We start from the raw sequence: 18,726 nt of genomic DNA on the forward strand, positions 1-18,726 counted from the left end.
GTCGGAGAAACTGACCAATGAAACGGACGATGATTGTCGTGACGACCCTGCTATTGGGCGCGGGCGCCGTGATGGCGCAGCAGGAGGTCGCGGTTCAGCAGGACAATCTGATGCGCTCGCAGGCCAAGAGCCTCTATACGGTCATCCAGAAGATGACCAAGGGCGACATCCCCTACGACCAGAAGGCCGCCGACGAGGCGATCGCCAATCTCGAGACCGACGTCGCCAAGATCGCCAAGACCTTCGAGGTCAATCCAAAGCAGGACGTGGTGAACGCGACCTATGGGGCCTCGCCGAAGGTTTGGAAGAACAAGGCCGATTTCGACTCCAAGATCCCGCCGGTGCAGAAGGCGATCGCGGAGGTCAAGGGCAAGATCACCGACGTCGCGAGCCTCAAGGCCGCCTATACCGCGATCAACGATCGTTGCACCGACTGCCACGAGACATATCGGCTGAAGTTGAAGTAGCGGCCCGATCTTTCACGCTCAACCTCCTGCTATTTCGTGTCATCACCCGTGAAAGCGGGCGGTACGCCGTGGCGGGGCAGGACCGTTTGACGTCTCTGGGATACTGGATTCCCCGCTTTCGCGGGGAATGACAGCGGTGAGAGACGCAGCAAATTCTATTCGCAAGGCCTGACGGATCGTTGTCGGAGCGGTTATCTTCAAACCCAGCCGACGCGACGTTGATGCGTGCCATTGGATGACGACGCATTGCTCCCCCCACGCCTCACCAGGGAGTTCCAACGCGCGACGAGGATCCAACCAGAACAGCGAGACAGGCCATGGTAAAACCGTTCCCGTCGAAGACCCACATCGGCAACCATATGCTGCATCCGGAAACGCTGATGCTGACCTATGGCTATGATCCGCAGCTGTCGGAAGGCGCCATCAAGCCGCCGGTGTTCCTGACCTCGACCTTCGTGTTCAGGACGGCCGAGGACGGGCAGGACTTCTTCGATTTCGTCGCCGGCCGGCGCGAGCCACCGGAAGGCATGGGCGCGGGCCTGGTCTATTCGCGCTTCAACCACCCCAACAGCGAAATCGTCGAGGACAGGCTCGCGGTCTATGAGCGCACCGAGAGCTGCGCGCTGTTCTCCTCCGGCATGGCGGCCATCGCAACCACGATCCTCGCCTTCGTCCGCCCCGGCGACGTCATCCTGCACTCGCAGCCGCTCTATGGCGGGACGGAAACCCTGCTGACGAACACGCTTGCGCGCCTGTCGATCGGCGCCGTCGGCTTTGCCGACGGCATCGACGAGACGGCGGTCAAGCAGGCCTCGGAGGAGGCGATGCGCAAGGGTCGGGTTTCGATGATCCTGATCGAGACCCCGGCCAACCCGACCAACGGCCTGGTCGACGTCGCGATGATCCGCCGCATCGCCGATGCGATCGGAAAGGCCCAGGGACACACGCCGATCATCGCCTGCGACAACACGCTGCTCGGCCCGGTGTTTCAGCGGCCGATCGAGCACGGCGCGGACCTTTCGCTGTACTCGCTGACCAAATATGTCGGCGGTCATTCAGACCTGATCGCTGGCGCCGCGCTCGGCGCGAAGGCGATCATGAAGGGCATCAAGGCGCTGCGCGGCGCCATCGGCACCCAGCTCGATCCGCATTCCTGCTGGATGATCAACCGCTCGCTCGAGACGCTGAGCCTGCGGATGGAAAAAGCAGATGCGAATGCGCGGCTCGTGGCGGATTACCTGCGCGATCATGACAAGGTGGCGAAGGTCCACTATCTCGGTCACCATGAAGAGGCCTCGCCGGCCGGACGCGTGTTCGCAAGGCAGTGCCTTGGGGCGGGCTCGACGTTCTCGTTCGACATCGTCGGCGGCAAGGAGGCCGCGGTCAAATTCCTCAATGCGCTGCAAATCCTCAAGCTCGCGGTGAGCCTCGGCGGCACGGAGTCGCTTGCCAGCCTGCCTGCGACGATGACCCATTCCGGCGTTCCCGCCGACATCCGCCAGAAGATCGGCGTTCTCGATTCCACGATCCGGCTGTCGATCGGCATCGAAAACCCGTCGGATTTGATCGCGGACCTCGAGCAGGCGCTGAGTGCGGCTTGAGTTCCTGGCTACTGATTTCAAATGCTTCTCTTGAATCGAAAAGGCCGGGCGCTCCCTCCAGCACCCGGCCTTCGCCGACGAAGCCGTCGTTGAAGCTTACTTCGTCACCTGACCGCGGATCTCGCCGCCCGGATTGGCCGCGGTGTGGATGTTGACGTAGAGCTTGCCGGCCAGCAGATCGGCGGCCTGCGCGTCGGTCAGGGTTGCAGAGCCCTCGACCGGGCTCGACGCCGCATTCGGGATCGCGACCGAGACGCCGGCGTTCTTGCCGGCCTCGGCGGGCCCATGGAAATGAGCGGCGGTGACAGGGCCGGAGAGGCCCGAATAGGTCACCTTCCAGGAGAGCTTCTTGCTCGCAGCGTCATAGTCCAGGGCGGCCGTTCCAGTGCCGCTGGTGGTGGTGGCGGGCACTTCGGACTTGCCGTCCAGCGTCGCCTTCAGTTTCTCCGCGCTGGCCGGCGCGGCGAACGCGACGGCAGCTCCGAGTGCCAGCGTGGCAAAAAGGGCTCTGTTCATGTGTCTCTCCCTGTTGACGCCTGATTGCTATTAACCTGCAAACAGTGCGCGTTTGAGTTTATTCCCGGATCGGGCTCAAACCATCTAAATTATTCGTGGCTGGAGCGGCCGCCGCCGAATCCGTAAGTTCGCCTGATCTCCATGGGACACCTCGATGCTGCGACGAACAATTCTTGTCATGCTGATGGCCGCCGTTGCAGGCTTGGGCGCCTATTGGTGGCTGACCGCGCCGGCTGCATCGGCCGTGCCGTTGCCATCCCGCGCGCCGGATCTTGCCAACGGGCAGGAGATCTTCAACGTCGGCGGCTGCTCATCCTGCCATGCCGTGCCCAACCAGCCCGACCGCTTGCGGCTCGGCGGGGGCCTGGCGCTCGGCTCGCCATTCGGCACGTTCTACGCGCCCAACATTTCCCCCGATCCCGCCGACGGCATCGGGCGCTGGAGCGAGACCGATTTCGTCAGTGCCGTGATGCGCGGCGTGTCGCCCGAGGGCAGGCACTACTTCCCGGCCTTTCCCTACACGTCCTACCATCTGGCGAAGGTGGAGGACGTTCGCGATCTCTTCGCCTATCTGAAGACGCTGCCGCCGGTGTCCGGCAAAGTGCGCGACCACGACCTGCCGTTTCCGTTCAACATCCGCCGCAATGTCGGAATCTGGAAATTGCTGTTCATGGATGGCAAGCCGTTCGTCGCCGACGGCGCGAAGTCGCCGCAACGGAATCGCGGCGCCTATCTCGTCAACGGTTTCGGCCATTGCGCGGAGTGTCATAGCCCGCGCAATCTGCTCGGCGGCATCATCACCGCGCAGCGCTTCGCCGGCGGTCCCAATCCGGAAGGCGAGGGATGGGTGCCGAACGTCACGCAAAAGGGCATCGGCGAGTGGAGCGCGAAGGATATCGCCTATTTCCTGAAGACGGGCGACTTGCCCGATGGCGACAGCGCCGGCGGCGCGATGAAGCGCGTGATCAGGAACACCTCGCAATTGTCGGACGAGGACATCGCGGCGATGGCGGATTACGTCAAGTCGCTGCCGCCGGTGGACGGTCCGCCGCGCCCGAAGCGCAAGGAGGGTGGCGCCTGAGGCCGGTCCTTTTCCGATTGGCACACAGGGATCGCGCCAGCATCCTTTGCTTGCGTCAATTCCGGGCAGCTAGCCGGTGCCGAATGCCTTGAAGGTGATGATGGTGAGCGTGTCCTGGATGCCCGGCAGCACCTGCACCTTCTCGTTGACGAAGTGGCCGATGTCGGTGTCCTTGTCGACGTAGAATTTCACCAGCAGGTCGTATTGGCCGGCGGTGGAGTAGATCTCGGAGGCGATCTCGGCTTCGGCGAGCGCATTGGCGACCGTGTAGGACTGGCCGAGCTTGCATTTGATCTGGACGAAAAAAGGAACCATTGCAGTCACTCCGAAGGCATATCTGGCGGCTAATAGGCCAAAACCGGCCGGGCTTGGCAAGCGAACTTGCTGGCGCCCGGGAGAGATCGCCCCGCGCGCGGACGCCGGTCCTGCCCTACGAGGTCAGGGCTGCCGCGGCGAATGCGTCCCGGAGCCGCTGCGCAAGCTCGATCTTGCGATAGGGCTTGGTCAGAAGGATCGATTGCGTGCGCGCTCGGCCCTGCTCGACCAGGGTCTCCAGCGCGTAGCCCGAGGTGAACAGGACCGGGAGACCGGGGCGAATGAGCCGGGCCTGATCGGCGAGCTCCCAGCCGCTCATGCCCCCCGGCATCACGATATCGGTGAACAGCATGTCGATGCTGGGATCGGTGCGCAGTCGCTGCAGGGCCTCCTTGCCGTTGACGGCCGCAATCACGCGATATCCAAGAGATTCCACCCTGCGGATGGCCGAGGAGCGCACGAACGGATCGTCTTCCGCGACCAGGATCGTCTCGTAGCCTCGCGGCGCCGCCTCCTCGCTCTCCGGCGCGTCGGCCACCGATTGTCCGGCGCCGGGGCGCGGCAGGTAGAGCCGGACCGTCGTCCCCAGGCCCTGCTCGCTATAGATCGCGACATGGCCGTCGGATTGCTTGGCGAAGCCGTAGACCATGCTGAGGCCGAGGCCCGAGCCCTTGCCGACTTCCTTGGTGGTGAAGAACGGCTCGAAAGCGTGCTCGATGACGTCAGGCGTCATGCCTTCGCCGTCATCGGTGACGGAGATCAGGGCGTAGCTGCCGGACGCCACTTCCGGGTGAAGGGCGCGATAGTCGTCGTCGATCGCGGCGAGCTCGGTGCTCAGGGTGAGATGCCCGCCGGCCGGCATGGCGTCCTGCGCGTTGAGCGCGAGATTGAGGACTGCGGCTTCGAGCTGGGCGCGGTCGGCGAAGGCCAGGATCGAGCCGGGGCCGAACGCCGTGTTGATCTCGATGTTTTCGCGCAAGGTCCGCTTGAGCAGCTTGTGCATGGACTCGAGGAGGTCGCGGCACTCGATCGTCCGCGGTTGCAGCAATTGGCGGCGGCTGAACGCGAGCAGCCGCTGCGTCAGCTCCGCGCCCCGCTCGCCCGACAGGCAGATATCGTCGGCGAAACGCCTGAGGTCGGGATGGGCCTTGAGCTGGTCGCTGAGAAATTCCGCGTTACCGATGATGACGGTGAGCAGATTGTTGAAGTCGTGGGCGATGCCGCCGGAGAGCTGGCCGACCGTCTCCATCTTCTGCGCCTGCTGAAGCTGCTGCTCGGTCAGCTTGCGCGTGGTCAGGTCGTGGACGATTCCGACGTAGATCAGCTCGCCGTCCTGCCACGCCTGACCCACCGACAGATTCATCGGAAAGGTCGATCCGTCCTTGCGCAGGCCGCCGGCTTCCCCGTTTGCGAAGCGCCGCGCATGACCCGTGGATGAGGGCCTCTCCTCGTTGGACATCAGCATGCCGATGTCGCGGTTCATGACCTCGTCGGCGCGATAGCCGAACAAGCGTTCGCAGGCGGGATTGAACAGGAGAATGCGGGCTTGCGCGTCGAACAGGATGACGCCGTCGACCGCGGTCTCGACCACGGCGGTGAGGCGAGTCATGCTCTCGCGCAGCGCGCGCTGGGCTTCACGGACCTGTCCGAGCAGCTGGGCTGCATCCCGGTTCTTGGTCTCCTCCTCCTCGAGCGCGGCCTGGACCTGCCGGAGCTCGAACGGCGAGGGGATCGTCAGGATCTTCGGCAACAGCGGCCAGAGCGCACCGGCCGTGAAGACCGACGCAATGGCCGTCGCCGCCTTGACCATGCCCTCGATGCCGTAGACCGGGACCCAGAGCGTGTAGATCGACAGCACATGCGTCAGGCCGCACGCCATGATGAAGACCGCGAACGCCCAGTAGACCCACCCGAATCTGAGGTCGCGCCGCTTGGTGACGAGGATCGCAAGGGCGAACGGAATCGAGAAATAGGCTGCGGCGATGCAGGCGTCCGAGACGACGTGCAGCCAGATCAGTTCGGGCTCCCAGAGCAGGCAGATCCCGTGCGGCGAGAACATCGAGGAGTCGAGGAGACGTTCGAAGAAGGCCCACATGATTCCACCCCGAGAGGCTTGCAGGTCGGGTCGGCCCGCAGCATTGGTGCCATTGGACGGCTCTGCCGCCCAAGGCCTCACTCATCGGTGTGGAGGCCAAGGGCCAAGGCCGTGTCGGGCCATATATTGCAGCATGTTCCTGATTCGGGGGCGACAATGCCGCCCCGAATCGGCTCCGCCTGATTGGCCTGGACCCCGACCGGCGGTGTCGCGAATCACCGCTGCCGCGGCCGGTCCGGCTTGCTGGCGTTCCAGGGGCGCGCTAGGACAGGCCATGGCGGTGTTCCTCTCAAACGACTGTATCCGGCGATGACGACGCCCGTGGCGCTGACCATTGCCGGTTCCGATTCGAGCGGCGGCGCCGGCATCCAGGCGGATCTGAAGACCTTCGCGGCGCTCGGCGTCTACGGCGCCTCCGCGATCACGGCGCTGACGGCGCAGAACACGCGCGGAGTCACCGGCATTCATGCGGTGCCGGCTGATTTCGTCACTGCGCAGATCGATGCGGTGTTCTCCGATCTCGACGTCGGCGCGGTGAAGATCGGCATGGTGGCCCAGGCCGCCAGCATCGATGCGATCGCGGCCGCGCTGGCGCGCTGGAAGCCCCGCCATGTGGTGCTCGATCCCGTGATGGTCGCAACGTCAGGCGATCGCCTGCTGGCGTCCGAAGCCGTGGAAGCCCTGCGCACACGACTGATGCCGCTGGCCTCGGTGATCACGCCGAACCTGCCGGAGGCCGCGGCTCTCCTCGGCGAGCAGGTCGCGGCCAGCGAGGCCGGGATCGAAAGCCAGGGGCGCCGCCTGCTGGCGCTCGGCTGCCGTGCCGTCCTGATCAAGGGTGGGCACGGCGAGGGGGCCGAGAGCATCGACTATCTCGTCACGTCCGAAAGCACAATCGCGCTCGCCGCGCCCCGCGTCGCCACCCAAAACACCCATGGCACCGGCTGTTCGCTGTCCTCGGCCGTGGCGGCAGGTCTTGCTAGGGGCGAGACTCTCGAGCAGGCGGTGCGCAACGCCAAGGTCTGGATCAGCGCCGCGATCGCGGCTGCCGACCGCTTCAGCGTCGGTCACGGCCACGGGCCGATCCATCATTTCCACAAGTTCTACTGACGCCGGCTTCGAGCTGCGCGCCGGCCCCGCCGTTAACCAATAAGGCGACGGGATCCGGGCTTTTGCGGACAGCCATGGCCGCTTCATGTCGCCTGATTGTCGCATGCGACTGATATTCGCGGGGAGGGCGAGGCGAGGTTTGATTCGTATCTGAGGGTGCCTCAAAGGTTCAATTGGTCATCCCCCTGTCACGGGATATTGTTACAGGCTGTCGCATGGGAAGCTACGATGTGAGTGACGAGAGCCCTGAAAGGCGCTTTCGCACCTTGTTCATCTCCGACGTTCATCTCGGAGCCCGCGGTTCACAAGCCGACCTTCTGCTGGACTTCCTGCGCTACCATGACGCCGAGACGATCTACCTCGTCGGCGACATCGTCGACGGCTGGGCGCTGAAATCGAGCTGGCACTGGCCGCAATCGCATAACGACCTCGTCCAGAAGCTTTTGCGCAAGGCGCGCAAGGGCGCCAAGGTGATCTACATCCCCGGCAATCACGACGAGTTCCTGCGCAATTACTACGGCACGCATTTCGGCGGCATCGACGTGGTCGAGAACACCGTCCACACCGGCGTGGACGGCAAGCGCTATCTCGTCATCCACGGCGACATCTTCGATCTCGTGGTGCAGAACGCGCGCTGGCTCGCCCATCTCGGCGACAAGGCCTACGACTTCGCGATCCAGATGAATCGCTTCGTCAACTTCTTCCGGCGCATGTTCAAGGTGCCCTACTGGTCGCTGTCGCAATGGGCCAAGCAGAAGGTCAAGAACGCCGTCAACTATATCGGCGCGTTCGAGCAGGCGCTCGCCGCCGAAGCGCGCCGTCACGACGCCGACGGCGTGATCTGCGGCCACATCCACTATGCCGTGATCCGCGACGAGGCCGGCATCCGCTACATGAACTGCGGCGACTGGGTGGAGAGCTGCACCGCGCTGGTCGAGCACGACGACGGCCATTTCGAGATCATCACCTGGGCGGATCAGCTGCAAAAGCCGGCAGCCGTCCCGCAGGTCGCAGCAAGGGCCGCTTGATGCGCATCCTGGTCGCGACCGACGCCTGGCACCCGCAAGTCAACGGTGTGGTTCGGACGCTGACCAAGCTTGCTGACGCCGCCAAAGGGCTCGGCGTCGAGTTCACGTTCCTGACGCCGCAATCGTTCCGCACCTTCGCGATGCCGAGCTATCGCGACGTGCGGCTCGCGATGCCGCGCCCGGCGCGGATCGCGAAGCTGATCGAGGAAGCCCGTCCCGACAGCATCCATATCGCGACCGAAGGGCCGATCGGCCTGATGGTCCGCCGCTATTGCCGCCAGCGCAAGCTGCCGTTCACGACCAGCTTCCACACCCGCTTTCCCGAATATGTCCGCGCCCGGGTGCCGGTTCCGGGCTCGCTGATCTGGCGGGCGCTGCGCCGTTTCCATGCGCCGAGCCGGGCCGTGATGGCGGCGACCCCGGCGCTCGCCGGCGAGCTGACCGAGCGCGGCTTTGACAATGTCGTGCTGTGGCCGCGCGGCGTCGACACGCACTTATTCCATCCCCGCGCGATCGATCTCTGCCTGCCGGCCCCGGTGTTCCTCTCGGTCGGCCGCGTCGCGGTGGAGAAGAATCTCGAGGCGTTCCTCGACCTCAAGCTGCCCGGCACCAAGGTGGTCGTCGGCGACGGCCCGGCGCGGGCTTCGCTCGAAGAGGCCTATCCCGACGCGATCTTCCTCGGCGAGAAGCACGGCGAGGCGCTGGCGGAAATCTATGCGGCCGCCGACGTGTTCGTGTTTCCCAGCAAGACCGACACGTTCGGCCTGGTCCTGCTGGAAGCGCTCGCAAGCGGCCTGCCGGTCGCGGCCTTCCCGGTGAAGGGCCCCCGCGACGTGATCGGCGATGCGCCGGTCGGCGCCCTCGATCACGATCTGCGCAATGCCTGCTTCGCCGCGCTCGACGTTTCCCGGCAGGCCTGCGTCGAATTCGCCGCCAACTACACCTGGGAAGCCTCGGCGAGGGCCTTTATCGACAGCATAAGGGCCGTCGGCGCGGTGCTGCCCGGCCGGAACGGCGGGGAACAGCCACGCTTCGTCGCCTGAAGGGGCTAGAGCCATTTCCGTTCCGATGGATCGGAACGGGCTCTAGATTCTTGTTTTGACGCGTTTTCTTCACGCGAACCGGTATCCACTTCGCTCGAAAACGCTTTCGAAACCCTCGCGCGGAGGTGTCTTGCCCGGGCCTCATCCGCCGCGATAAGGTCAGCCATGACCGAACAGCCCCTTCCGATCGGCCCTGCCGATATCGATGCCGCAGCGCGGGTGATCGCGCCCTTCGCCATCCGTACCCCGCTGTTGTCCTTTCCCGTGCTCAACGAGCGCGTCGGCGCAAAAGTGTTCCTGAAGCCGGAGATGCTCCAGCGCACCGGCTCCTTCAAGTTCCGCGGCGCCTTCAACAAGGTCGCCTCGATCCCGCAGGACCAGCGCGCCGGCGGCGTCGTGGCATTCTCCTCCGGCAACCACGCCCAGGGCGTTGCGGCGGCGGCCAAGATCCTCGACATGCAGGCGACCATCGTGATGCCCGCGGACGCGCCGCTGTCCAAGCGCGAGCGCACCAAATCCTATGGCGCCGAGGTCGTGCTGTACGACCGCGACCGCGACGACCGCGAGGCGATCTCGCGCGGCATCGCCGAGAAGCGCGGCGCGACGCTGGTCAGGCCGTATGACGATCCCTTCGTGATCGCAGGGCAGGGCACCGCCGGCCGCGAGATCGCGGAAGACATGGCAACACTTGGCCTCGCGCCCGACATCGTGGTGGCTCCGGCCTCTGGCGGCGGACTGATCGCCGGCGTCGCGACCGCCGTGAAGGCGCGATATCCGCAGGCGCAGATCGTGGTGGCCGAGCCGGAAGCGTTCGACGATCACGGCATTTCGCTGACCGCGGGTCATCGCGAGCCGCATGGGCCGGCTGGCCGCACCATCTGCGATGCGCTGATGGCGCTGATCCCCGGCGAGATGACCTTTGCGATCAACAGCAAGCTGCTAGCGCGCGGCGTCACGGCATCCGACAAGGAAGTCGGCGCGGCGGTGGCGTTCGCCTATCGCGAGCTGAAGCTGGTGGTCGAGCCCGGCGGCGCCGTCGGCCTTGCCGCGCTGCTCGCGGGACGTCTCGACGTCGCCGGCAAGAACGTCGTCATCGTGCTCTCCGGCGGCAATGTCGATGCCGATTTGTTCGCCGAGCTGGTGGCCTGACTATAGTTGAACTGCGAACAAGGGACCTCGGTCGATCCCTCTCGAAGAGGGCCATTCCGGGTCCTTTCAGCTACTTGCCAGCGACAAATACATAACCATATTGTTGCGCCAATTTCTCGCAACGCTCTCGGCGCTGCTTTAGCCGAGGGCGTCTGAAATTATCCATGGGAAGCACTGCATCGAGGAACATAAAACATTGTAGCTGCACGCTAGCCAGGATGTTCTCCGCATGCTTGAAGTTATTTTCGTGATTCGGAGAGATCAGATATTTGAGCGCCTCGTGGCCGTGCAATGTCATCAGAAAGCAGAGATCTATAATGGCGATCAGATCATCCTTCTTTTGTTGCTGGCTGTAGCCCGCCTTTGTCCAATTCGCAATTGCTCCTGTCGCATCGCGTGATGCCTTGAAGAATGTCGAGAAGGCCGTAACGTTGTTGACCACTTGTGAGCCAAGCGCACCAAGCTCCGCGGAATTCTTCTCGAATACGGTCAGGTAGCTTTCTTTGCGAGCGCTGTCGGCAAACCCAACACCGGAGTCAGGCTCCGTTGACGAATGCGAGGCGGTCGCATCACTCACCCTCAGATATTGGGCCGCGAAGTCACCGATGATGTTGGCCGCTGAAAAGACGCGTAAGATGCTGACAATCTCGGCGACAAAGAGGTCGATCGTGGTCAGTCGTTTGAATGCCGTGTCCAGCGTGCGGCGGATAAGCTCCAGAAGGGCCCCCAGAAGTGCCGCGCTGAACAGAAGTGGAATAACCTTATCTCTCTCCGAGAGCGCTTCGTATGCGAAAACCACGGAAATGATGAAGGTCGCGACGTATAGCAGAGCTGTAATCAAAAGGTCATCATTGTAGCGCGTGATCATGTCGCGCCAGCTCGTTGGCTCCCAAGTCTCTTCGACGGGGGCACCGAATGCTTTGCTCTGCTTGCGGGAGATGACCGCTGCGAGCTTTTCTTTCAGAATTGCCAAATCCTCTTCGTCGCTTCCGTTCATCGCCACCCCCTATATTCAAGCGATATCCCGTATTCCGATCTCAGTTCTTCAAAGGGCTCTATTTGCATCAGAAATGGAACTTCGGTTGGTGTGACGCCAGTTCAAGGGTCAATATTTCTCGGCGGAAATGCTGGCTGGGAATTACTGTTCATATCAAGCAAGACTCCTGCCAAGAATGACCGGACCATGATATGTGTTCGTTTCTGACGTGAAGGAGGGGCAGAGCGTTTCCGCTCTGCCCCTTTGTCGTTTCGCTTGCCGCGATCAGTGCATGAAGCCGCGGTGATTGTTGCCGTTGCTCATGGACGGCGCCTGGTTCATCGACTGCCGGAAGTTGTTGCCGCCGTTGTTGACCATACGGGTGGTCGCATTGAACTGCGGGCGGTTGTTCTGCTGGGTGTTCTGGACCTGCACCTTGTTCACCGGGTTGTTGTTGAGCTTCACGATGCCGGTGTTGCCGTTGTTGACGCGGCTCGGGTTGTTCTGCGTCTGAACAGGCTTCACGTCGACCGTTGAACCGCCCTTGCCGACATTCACCGGCATGCTCACGATCTTGCCGGGGGTGCCGTTGCCATTGCCGGCGTTCGGCGTGTTGTTGGTCGCGGGCAGCGTCACGATCTTGCCGATGCCGCCATTGTTGTTGGTGGTGTTGGTCGGCGCGGGCAGGGTGACGATCTTGCCCGGGGTCTGCGACGGCGTGCCGTTCGGCTGGTTGTTGCCCGCCGGCAGGTTGACGATCTGGCCGCCATTGCCGAGCTTGCCGATGACGTTACCGTCCACGGGCTTCTGCACGACCGGCAGATTTCCGTTCATCTGACCACCACCATTGCTCTGCTGGAGCGGCATGTATTTGGGCTGGCCGAGATTGCCGATCTTGAAGGTCGGCGCAATGTTCTGCGGGGCCAGGAACTTCGTCGCCTGCATCAAGGGGATCAGCTTCGGCTGTGCTGCGAGCTTCAGCGCGGACACGGCGTAGGGGCTGTTGCCATAGCTGTCGTAGAAGGTCTGGTAGCCGAGCGGCGAATTCGCAAGCACCGCCTTGTGCCAGGCCTGCGTGAGCAGGAGGTTGTTGAGCAGCCAGCGGATGTGATCGCACAGCGGATCGTGCGGGTACATCTGGATGAACTCCTGATAGTACTCCGGCCGTCCCTCTGACACGACGTAGTCATAGGCCTGGCGCGTCGAGCGGCTCGGCAGGTTGGAGGCCATCTGCACGACGGGTGCATTCACCGGCGCGCGGTTGGCAGCGACAGCCGTGTCGCCGAAGAAGGTGAAGTCTGATGTCAGCGAGGAGCTCTCCCACGGGATCTGCGCGCCGCTGGTGGTCTGGTTCACTTCCAGACGCACGCGCTTGAACAGCTGCTCGATCGGCACGTTGGGCTCGCGCGCGGCGTTGAGGAAGGCCTGGGTGTAGGGGCTGTGGCCGCCGGTGCCGTCGAGCGCCTCGGCGCCCGGCGCGGTCGAATAGCCGACGATCGAGCCGTTCGGCGCATCGACGATGGCAAGGCCGCGGCCGGCGTCGTTGACGCTCGGGAACGGGTTGTTGCGGCAGGCATCGAGGATGACGATGCGCATGCGGCTCGGGATCGTCTCCAGCGTCGACATCACGTCGACCAGGCGCACCGAATTGGTGACGAGCTCGGTCGGGCTGGAGACCTTGGCGTCGACGGGAACGAGATAATTCTCGCCGGCGAGCTGCACGCCGTGACCGGCGTAGTAGACCATCGCCACGGTATTCGGACCGCGCGCGGAGACCTTGGCGGAAAAGTCCTGCACCACGCGGAGCATGTCGTTCTGGGTGAGGTCGGTTGCGGCGACCACCTCGAAGCCGGCCGAATTCAGGAACTTCGCCATCGACTCGGCGTCATTGTCGGGATTCTGGAGCTGCGGCGCGTTCTGGTAGTTCGAATTGCCGATCACCAGCGCCACCCGCTGCTCCGGGCCTTGCAGTGCGGTGGGGGCCGGCTCGACCGGGGCGACTTGCGCGGAAACAGGCCCGCAGGCGAAGCCGAACAGGCTTCCGATAAGGCCCGCAGTCATCAGGAAAGGCTTTAGGCGGAACATGGCGTGCTCCTCTGGCACTGATCTCGATACGAGATTGGTTGCGAGGTAGCTTGGCCGCGTTCGACCCCGCGGTCCGTGATGGCAATCACCCTGGGTGGCTGCGTGATCTGAATCACGCTTGGAACCTGCTATGGTGAATGGCCGGTTTCGCCGGCGACAGAAAAGACAAGCCTTCAGGGGAAATGCCGTCACATGCTGAAATCGATCGATCCGATCCTGACGCCCGATCTGCTCTGGCTGCTGGCCTCGATGGGCCATGGCGACGACCTCGTTTTCGTCGACGCCAATCATCCGGCAACGCGTATCGCCAAGACGACATCCTCGCAGCGCCTGATCCAGCTGCCGGGCATGCGCATGGAGACCGCCGCCCGCGCCATCATGTCGGTCTATCCGCTCGACGATTTCGATCCCGATCCGGTGCGCGTGATGATGCCGGTGGACGATCCCGATCGCGTGCCCGACGTGCAGCGTGCGGTGCTCGCGGAGATCGAGCGCGCCGTCGGCCGCACTGTCGCTCCCGGCAAGCTCGCGCGTCCGGATTTCTATCGCGCGGCGGCGGCGAGCTTTGGCGTCGTGCAGGTCGGCGACAGCAGGGGCTATGGATGCTTCCTGATCCGCAAGGGCGTGATCAGCTAGGGATGCCTTGCGTTCGATCGACGGATCGCCGCTCTTGGCGCAAGGCGTGACGCGATTCCCGTTTGCGCTATCCTGCGCGTGGCTGCAAACAGTTCTGCACTCGGATTTGAATGGTCATCTCGCAACCGGCTGTCTATGGTCGATCCATGTCGCGCCTTGTGTGTCTATCTGTTGCTATCGTCCTGTCGCTGCTGCCGGCCACGGCGCCGGCGGAGTCCATCAAGAAACGCCCCGCGGCGGTCTGGCGCGGCTACGGCTTCCTGCCGGGCTACCGTCAACCGCTGAGCAACAGCATTCCGCTCTATAAACAGAAGGACGCAATGCGGCGCCTTGCGCGCAACGACCGGCGCCATTGGTACATCGATCCGGTTCCCCAATATTATCGCTGGGATGGCGAGTGGCACTATTTCGGCCGGCCCGGCTTCGGCGGCGGCCGCTACAATGGCGGCAGCTTCGGTCCGTGCTGGACGCGGACGCCGATCGGCCCGGTCTGGAATTGCGGGTAATGGGGCGGGTGCGGCGGTCAATCCGTCATTGCGAGCGGAGCGAAGCAATCCAGACTGTTGCCGCGGAAAGACTCTGGATTGCTTCGTTGCGCTCGCAATGACGATGTTGAGAGAGTGCTGGTCGCACTCCGCTCTCGTGCCCCGGACGCAGCGCAGCGTCTCTTCGACGGTGCGCTGCCGAGCCGGGGCCCATGTTTGCGAGAGCACCCGCGCAACAGCCTGGGTCCCGGCTCTGCGCCGCAACGCTCGCGCGTTGCAGGCTTGTCCGGGACACGAGAGGGAGCGTGGTGATCCACCTTGTTCCGTCATTGCAAGCGTAGCGAAGCAATCCTGACTGTCGCCGCGGAAAGATTCTGGATTGCTTCGCTGCGCTCGCAATGACGATGTGGAGAGAGCGCGCTCTCTTTACGAGAAGAACGCGATCTTCTCGGCCTGGGTCATGCGGCGGATCGGCGCGAGCGGGTCGTTGGCGGGCGCGCGGGGTTTTTGCAGGATGCCGCTGGCGAGGATGCTGGCGCCGAGCGAGGACTCGGGCAAGGACGCCGACAAGGGTGAGGGCATCGGCAGCGGTGCGGTCGGCGCTGCTGCGAAGGATGCCGTGGCCGCCATGGCCGGGGCCGGCTGCTCCATCACTTCGGCGGCGGCTTCCGCGATGGCATGGGTGAGGCGCGCCAGCGATTCCATCGCGATCGGCGCTTCCTCTGCGTGCTCCTTCACGATCGGCGCGGCGGCGGGTTCCGGCGCGGCCGGCTCCGGAAGCTCGGCGGCGACGGGCGCTGCGACCGCCGCAGCCACCGGCTCGGGAATGGCCGCTGCCATCTCGACCGGCTCGATGATCTCGTCGAACTCCGGATCGGGCGCGGCCATCTCCAGCGCGATGGCTTCGAGCACGGCCTCGTCCTCGGCTTCCGCCGCGGCATCGAGCGAGAACTCGTCGGTGACTTCCGCGAAAGCGGCAGGCTCGGTGGCCGGCTCTTCGAAAACTGCGTCGTCGGGCGCGGCATCTTCAAGCGCGACCTGGCTTTCGGCTGCGATCTCCGGCGCGACGGCAGCGCCCATTGCCGGCTCGGCCATTGCGAGCGCTTCAGCGGTGCCGGCCGTCTGCGCGGCGGCTTCGGGCTCGGCAGCCACCGCGCTCTCCTGCGGCGTCTCCGTAAAAGCCACGGGGGCTTCGCTCGCCATCGCGGCGGGCGCGGCCTCGACGGGCGAAGCCTCTGCGACCGGCGGTGCTTCCCGCGCCGGAGCCGGCGAAGGAGGCACTGCCGACGCCTGCGGCGTTGCGTCGCCGTCGGCATCAAGCTGCTCGACCCGATCCTTCAGCAGATCGAATGCGGCCTTGAGCTCGGTGTGGGGGTCGATGGTCGAAACCTGTCCGCAGGCGGCCTCGATCGAGGCGAGCTGCGAATCAATGAGGTCGCAGATCCGCCCGTCGGCGCCGATCTCGCGCCAGCGCCAGGAGATCTCCTTGATGATGCGCACGCCGCGCGGGATCGGGGCGAGGCTCGCCTCGATCGCGGCGGGGTCGAACGCCGCGATCGCGATCGTCTCGGCCTCGCGGATGGCGCGGCGGATCTCGACCAGCGCCTCGGGCAGGCGGTCCTCGACGACGGGTTGCCGCTGTGCCGCAAGGGTTTCTTCGATCTTGGCGACCGCATCGAGCACCATGCTCGTGTCGGCATTGCGGTTGCGCTTGGCATATTCGCCGAGGAACCAGCGGCCGCGCGCGGTCTCCATGAAGGCTTCGCGGATCGCGTCGTAATCCTGCTCGTTCGGCTCGGCCGCACGGGCTGATATAGGCGAGAGGGCGAATGCTTCGTTGGCCATGTCATTCTCGTCGCGCAAATCACTGCGCGTTACTGTAACGATCACCACGATATCGACCGAATCGCAATTAGTTTGATGGCAGGCGAATCACAAATCCCCACGCAAGCCGCCGTGAAGCGGCGATTCGCCGTGAGCCTGGCCCTGTTCTACTCGGCCTTCTTCGCGGTCCTGGGCACGCATATGCCCTTCTTCCCGGTTTGGCTGAAGGCGATCGGCATCGACGCGGCCTGGATCGGCCTCATCAACGCGCTGCCGGCGATCACGCGCTTCACCATGCTGCCGCAGATCACGGCCTTCGCCGAAAAGCGACATGCCATTCGCGCCGGCATCATGGTGTCGGTGCTGGCGACGGCGATCGGATTTGCGGCGGTCGGCCTGCAGCAGCAGCCGCTGGCGCTGTTCCTGATCTACGCGCTGACCAGCATGATGTGGACGCCGACGATGCCGCTGACCGATGCCTATGCGTTGCGCGGTGTCGCCCGTTACGGACTCGATTACGGACCCTTGCGGCTGTGGGGCTCGGCGGCGTTCGCCGCCGGCTCGCTCGCCTGCGGCTATCTCGTCGACAGCATCGCGGCGCGCGACCTGATCTGGGTCATCGTCGCGTGGGCCGTCGTTGCGGTCCTCGCCAGCCTGCTGCTTCAGCCGCTCGATGATGTCAGGCGCAGGACGACGGAGACGCATGCCGGCAAGACGCTGCTGCACGATGCCGCCTTCTGGGCCGTGATCGCCTCGGCGGCGCTGATCCAGAGCAGCCACATCGCCTTCTACACGTTCTCGGCCATCACCTGGCAGCTCCATGGTCTCGGCGGGCTGACGATCGCGGCGCTGTGGACGCTGGGTGTGATCGCCGAGATCGTCGTGTTCGCGCTGTCGCCGCGCTTCTCGCTGCATCCATCCACGCTGATGGCGATCGGGGGCCTAAGCGCCGTGGTGCGCTGGATCGTCACCGCCAACGAGCCGTCGCTGGCGTGGCTCGCGATCGTGCAGCTCGGCCACGGCCTCTCCTTCGGCATGACCATGGTCGGCACCATGAACCTCCTGGTGCAGCGCGTGCCGTCGCATCAGATCGCGCGGGGGCAGGGCTACTACGCCGCCTGCAACGGGCTGCTGGGCGCGGCGACCTCGATCGCGTCAGGCGCGATCTACGCCCGCATCGGCGATGGTCTGTATTACGTCATGGCGGCGATGGCCGCGGCCGGCGCGGTCCTGATCTGGTCGGCGCGGCATCGGCTCAAGGCTCATCCCCACAGCGATGAATCGGGCGGATAGACCAGGCTCTCGTCATAGCGCAGGCCGTGATCGCGGTCGCGCGCCAGCAGCAGCGGGCCGTCGAGATCGACGAAGCGCGCCTGCGGCGTCACCAGCATCGCGGGGGCCATCGACAGCGAGGTTGCGACCATGCAGCCGATCATGATCTCGAAGCCGAGCGACTGCGCCGCGTCCGCCATGGCGAGCGCCTCGGTGAGGCCGCCGGTCTTGTCGAGCTTGATGTTCACGGCGTCGTAGCGCGCGCGCAAGGGAGCGAGCGAGATGCGGTCATGCACGCTCTCGTCGGCGCAGACCATGAGCGGCCGCTTGATCCGCGCCAGCGCGCCGTCCTTCCCGGCCGGCAGCGGTTGCTCGACCAGGGTGACGCCGACCGCATCGCAGGCGGCGAGATTGTGCTCCAGATTGGCCTCGGTCCAGGACTCGTTGGCATCGACGATCAGCTCGGATTCGGGGGCCGCCTTGCGCACCGCCGCGATCCGCTCCGGATCGCCGTCGCCGCCGAGCTTGATCTTGAGCAGCGGCCGGTGCGCCGCTTTCGCGGTCGCCGCGGCCATGGCCTCTGGAGTGCCCAGCGAGATCGTGTAGGCGGTGGTGCGTTCGCCCGGGATCGGGCGGTCGAGCAGGTTCCAGGCCCGCAGGCCCGCCGCCTTGGCCTCGAGGTCGATCAGGGCGCAATCCAGCGCGTTGCGGGCCGCGCCGGGCGGCATGGCGGCTTGCAGCGCCTGCCGGGTGATACCGCCCGCCACGGCCGCCTGCATGGCCTCAATGGCGGCCAGGGTCGCCTCGGGGGTCTCGCCATAGCGGGGATAGGGCACGCATTCGCCCCGGCCGGTCAGGCCGTTCTGGCTCACTTCGGCCACAACGGTCACGGCCTCGGTCTTGGCGCCCCGGCTGATGGTGAAACTGCCGGCGATGGGAAAGCGCTCGATTCGCGCCCGAAGAGCCGGAACTTTGCTGGAAGTCATTTTGAACTCTGGCGAAATCTGAACCTGCTAGTTACCTCTAGCAACTAACGTTAACCA

General features: G+C 64.7%; 17 protein-coding genes. 10 read left to right on the forward strand and 7 right to left on the reverse strand.

What is annotated here, in order from left to right:
* Nucleotides 1-17 precede the first annotated feature (17 nt).
* On the forward strand, nt 18-467 hold the full coding sequence (locus XI09_RS01775; protein WP_271565423.1) for a cytochrome c: 450 nt from the start codon (nt 18-20) through the stop codon (nt 465-467).
* 317 nt (nt 468-784) lie between these two features.
* The gene (locus XI09_RS01780) at nt 785-2,068 is read left to right on the forward strand and encodes a cystathionine gamma-synthase family protein (protein ID WP_271565424.1); all 1,284 of its coding nucleotides are present in this window, start codon (nt 785-787) and stop codon (nt 2,066-2,068) included.
* Between the two features lie 96 nt (nt 2,069-2,164).
* Here XI09_RS01780 and XI09_RS01785 read toward each other — a convergent pair whose 3' ends face one another.
* Nucleotides 2,165-2,584, reverse strand: coding sequence for a CHRD domain-containing protein (locus XI09_RS01785; protein WP_271565425.1), 420 nt, complete (start codon nt 2,582-2,584; stop codon nt 2,165-2,167).
* Nucleotides 2,585-2,738: 154 nt separating this feature from the next.
* Here XI09_RS01785 and XI09_RS01790 point away from each other — a divergent pair, with 154 nt between their 5' ends.
* Nucleotides 2,739-3,665 (forward strand): c-type cytochrome, encoded by a 927-nt coding sequence (locus XI09_RS01790; RefSeq protein WP_271565426.1) that lies wholly within the window; start codon nt 2,739-2,741, stop codon nt 3,663-3,665.
* Between the two features lie 69 nt (nt 3,666-3,734).
* Here XI09_RS01790 and XI09_RS01795 read toward each other — a convergent pair whose 3' ends face one another.
* The gene (locus XI09_RS01795; RefSeq protein ID WP_018642903.1) at nt 3,735-3,980 is read right to left on the reverse strand and encodes an Lrp/AsnC ligand binding domain-containing protein; all 246 of its coding nucleotides are present in this window, start codon (nt 3,978-3,980) and stop codon (nt 3,735-3,737) included.
* A gap of 115 nt (nt 3,981-4,095) precedes the next feature.
* Nucleotides 4,096-6,075: a hybrid sensor histidine kinase/response regulator gene (locus tag XI09_RS01800; RefSeq protein WP_271565427.1), complete on the reverse strand. Its 1,980-nt coding sequence runs from the start codon at nt 6,073-6,075 to the stop codon at nt 4,096-4,098.
* Between the two features lie 309 nt (nt 6,076-6,384).
* On the opposite strand from XI09_RS01800, the gene thiD reads away from it, so the two are divergent.
* The 4 genes from thiD to XI09_RS01820 all read left to right on the forward strand — a co-directional run bounded on the left by thiD (nt 6,385) and on the right by XI09_RS01820 (nt 10,405).
* Complete coding sequence (gene thiD / locus XI09_RS01805) at nt 6,385-7,185, forward strand: bifunctional hydroxymethylpyrimidine kinase/phosphomethylpyrimidine kinase (protein ID WP_271565428.1); 801 nt, start codon at nt 6,385-6,387, stop codon at nt 7,183-7,185.
* Between the two features lie 215 nt (nt 7,186-7,400).
* Complete coding sequence (locus XI09_RS01810; protein WP_271565429.1) at nt 7,401-8,213, forward strand: UDP-2,3-diacylglucosamine diphosphatase; 813 nt, start codon at nt 7,401-7,403, stop codon at nt 8,211-8,213.
* Nucleotides 8,213-9,256 carry a glycosyltransferase family 4 protein gene (locus XI09_RS01815; protein WP_271565430.1) on the forward strand — a complete coding sequence of 348 codons (1,044 nt, stop codon included), beginning with the start codon at nt 8,213-8,215 and terminating at the stop codon, nt 9,254-9,256. The genes XI09_RS01810 and XI09_RS01815 overlap by 1 nt, the downstream gene beginning before the upstream one ends.
* A gap of 165 nt (nt 9,257-9,421) precedes the next feature.
* Nucleotides 9,422-10,405 carry a threonine/serine dehydratase gene (locus XI09_RS01820; protein WP_271565431.1) on the forward strand — a complete coding sequence of 328 codons (984 nt, stop codon included), beginning with the start codon at nt 9,422-9,424 and terminating at the stop codon, nt 10,403-10,405.
* Between the two features lie 70 nt (nt 10,406-10,475).
* Here the strand turns inward: XI09_RS01820 and XI09_RS01825 are convergent, their stop codons facing one another.
* Together XI09_RS01825 and XI09_RS01830 are read right to left on the reverse strand one after the other, a co-directional pair.
* Entirely contained in the window at nt 10,476-11,402 is a 927-nt protein-coding gene (locus XI09_RS01825) for a hypothetical protein (RefSeq protein ID WP_271565432.1), read from the reverse strand.
* A 264-nt stretch (nt 11,403-11,666) separates the two neighbouring features.
* Nucleotides 11,667-13,466: a caspase family protein gene (locus XI09_RS01830; protein ID WP_271565433.1), complete on the reverse strand. Its 1,800-nt coding sequence runs from the start codon at nt 13,464-13,466 to the stop codon at nt 11,667-11,669.
* Nucleotides 13,467-13,658: 192 nt separating this feature from the next.
* Between XI09_RS01830 and XI09_RS01835 the strand changes: the two genes are divergently transcribed.
* Nucleotides 13,659-14,102, forward strand: coding sequence for an RbsD/FucU family protein (locus XI09_RS01835; protein ID WP_271565434.1), 444 nt, complete (start codon nt 13,659-13,661; stop codon nt 14,100-14,102).
* Nucleotides 14,103-14,248: 146 nt separating this feature from the next.
* A complete protein-coding gene (locus XI09_RS01840) occupies nt 14,249-14,608 on the forward strand; it encodes a hypothetical protein (protein ID WP_271565435.1) in 360 nt (119 codons plus the stop codon).
* A gap of 405 nt (nt 14,609-15,013) precedes the next feature.
* On the opposite strand, the gene XI09_RS01845 is transcribed toward XI09_RS01840, so the two are convergent.
* Complete coding sequence (locus XI09_RS01845) at nt 15,014-16,432, reverse strand: hypothetical protein (protein ID WP_271565436.1); 1,419 nt, start codon at nt 16,430-16,432, stop codon at nt 15,014-15,016.
* A 75-nt stretch (nt 16,433-16,507) separates the two neighbouring features.
* On the opposite strand from XI09_RS01845, the gene XI09_RS01850 reads away from it, so the two are divergent.
* Nucleotides 16,508-17,704 carry an MFS transporter gene (locus XI09_RS01850; RefSeq protein ID WP_271565437.1) on the forward strand — a complete coding sequence of 399 codons (1,197 nt, stop codon included), beginning with the start codon at nt 16,508-16,510 and terminating at the stop codon, nt 17,702-17,704.
* Here XI09_RS01850 and dgcA read toward each other — a convergent pair.
* The gene (gene dgcA / locus XI09_RS01855; protein WP_271565438.1) at nt 17,674-18,669 is read right to left on the reverse strand and encodes an N-acetyl-D-Glu racemase DgcA; all 996 of its coding nucleotides are present in this window, start codon (nt 18,667-18,669) and stop codon (nt 17,674-17,676) included. The two genes, XI09_RS01850 and dgcA, sit on opposite strands and share 31 nt — an antisense overlap.
* Nucleotides 18,670-18,726 lie beyond the last annotated feature (57 nt).

The sequence above is a fragment of the Bradyrhizobium sp. CCBAU 11386 genome (assembly GCF_028128955.1).
Lineage (GTDB): Bacteria > Pseudomonadota > Alphaproteobacteria > Rhizobiales > Xanthobacteraceae > Bradyrhizobium.

Excerpts from the sequence above, each read along its gene's own strand:
- XI09_RS01840 (WP_271565435.1), top strand. The coding sequence starts at position 14,249 with ATGTCGCGCCTTGTGTGTCTATCTGTTGCTATCGTCCTGTCGCTGCTG.
- dgcA (WP_271565438.1), bottom strand. The coding sequence starts at position 18,669 with ATGACTTCCAGCAAAGTTCCGGCTCTTCGGGCGCGAATCGAGCGCTTT.
- XI09_RS01825 (WP_271565432.1), bottom strand. The coding sequence starts at position 11,402 with ATGAACGGAAGCGACGAAGAGGATTTGGCAATTCTGAAAGAAAAGCTC.
- XI09_RS01800 (WP_271565427.1), bottom strand. The coding sequence starts at position 6,075 with ATGTGGGCCTTCTTCGAACGTCTCCTCGACTCCTCGATGTTCTCGCCG.
- XI09_RS01835 (WP_271565434.1), top strand. The coding sequence starts at position 13,659 with ATGCTGAAATCGATCGATCCGATCCTGACGCCCGATCTGCTCTGGCTG.
- XI09_RS01845 (WP_271565436.1), bottom strand. The coding sequence starts at position 16,432 with ATGGCCAACGAAGCATTCGCCCTCTCGCCTATATCAGCCCGTGCGGCC.
- XI09_RS01830 (WP_271565433.1), bottom strand. The coding sequence starts at position 13,466 with ATGTTCCGCCTAAAGCCTTTCCTGATGACTGCGGGCCTTATCGGAAGC.
- XI09_RS01780 (WP_271565424.1), top strand. The coding sequence starts at position 785 with ATGGTAAAACCGTTCCCGTCGAAGACCCACATCGGCAACCATATGCTG.
- XI09_RS01795 (WP_018642903.1), bottom strand. The coding sequence starts at position 3,980 with ATGGTTCCTTTTTTCGTCCAGATCAAATGCAAGCTCGGCCAGTCCTAC.
- thiD (WP_271565428.1), top strand. The coding sequence starts at position 6,385 with ATGACGACGCCCGTGGCGCTGACCATTGCCGGTTCCGATTCGAGCGGC.
- XI09_RS01810 (WP_271565429.1), top strand. The coding sequence starts at position 7,401 with ATGGGAAGCTACGATGTGAGTGACGAGAGCCCTGAAAGGCGCTTTCGC.
- XI09_RS01815 (WP_271565430.1), top strand. The coding sequence starts at position 8,213 with ATGCGCATCCTGGTCGCGACCGACGCCTGGCACCCGCAAGTCAACGGT.
- XI09_RS01775 (WP_271565423.1), top strand. The coding sequence starts at position 18 with ATGAAACGGACGATGATTGTCGTGACGACCCTGCTATTGGGCGCGGGC.
- XI09_RS01820 (WP_271565431.1), top strand. The coding sequence starts at position 9,422 with ATGACCGAACAGCCCCTTCCGATCGGCCCTGCCGATATCGATGCCGCA.
- XI09_RS01790 (WP_271565426.1), top strand. The coding sequence starts at position 2,739 with ATGCTGCGACGAACAATTCTTGTCATGCTGATGGCCGCCGTTGCAGGC.
- XI09_RS01785 (WP_271565425.1), bottom strand. The coding sequence starts at position 2,584 with ATGAACAGAGCCCTTTTTGCCACGCTGGCACTCGGAGCTGCCGTCGCG.
- XI09_RS01850 (WP_271565437.1), top strand. The coding sequence starts at position 16,508 with ATGGCAGGCGAATCACAAATCCCCACGCAAGCCGCCGTGAAGCGGCGA.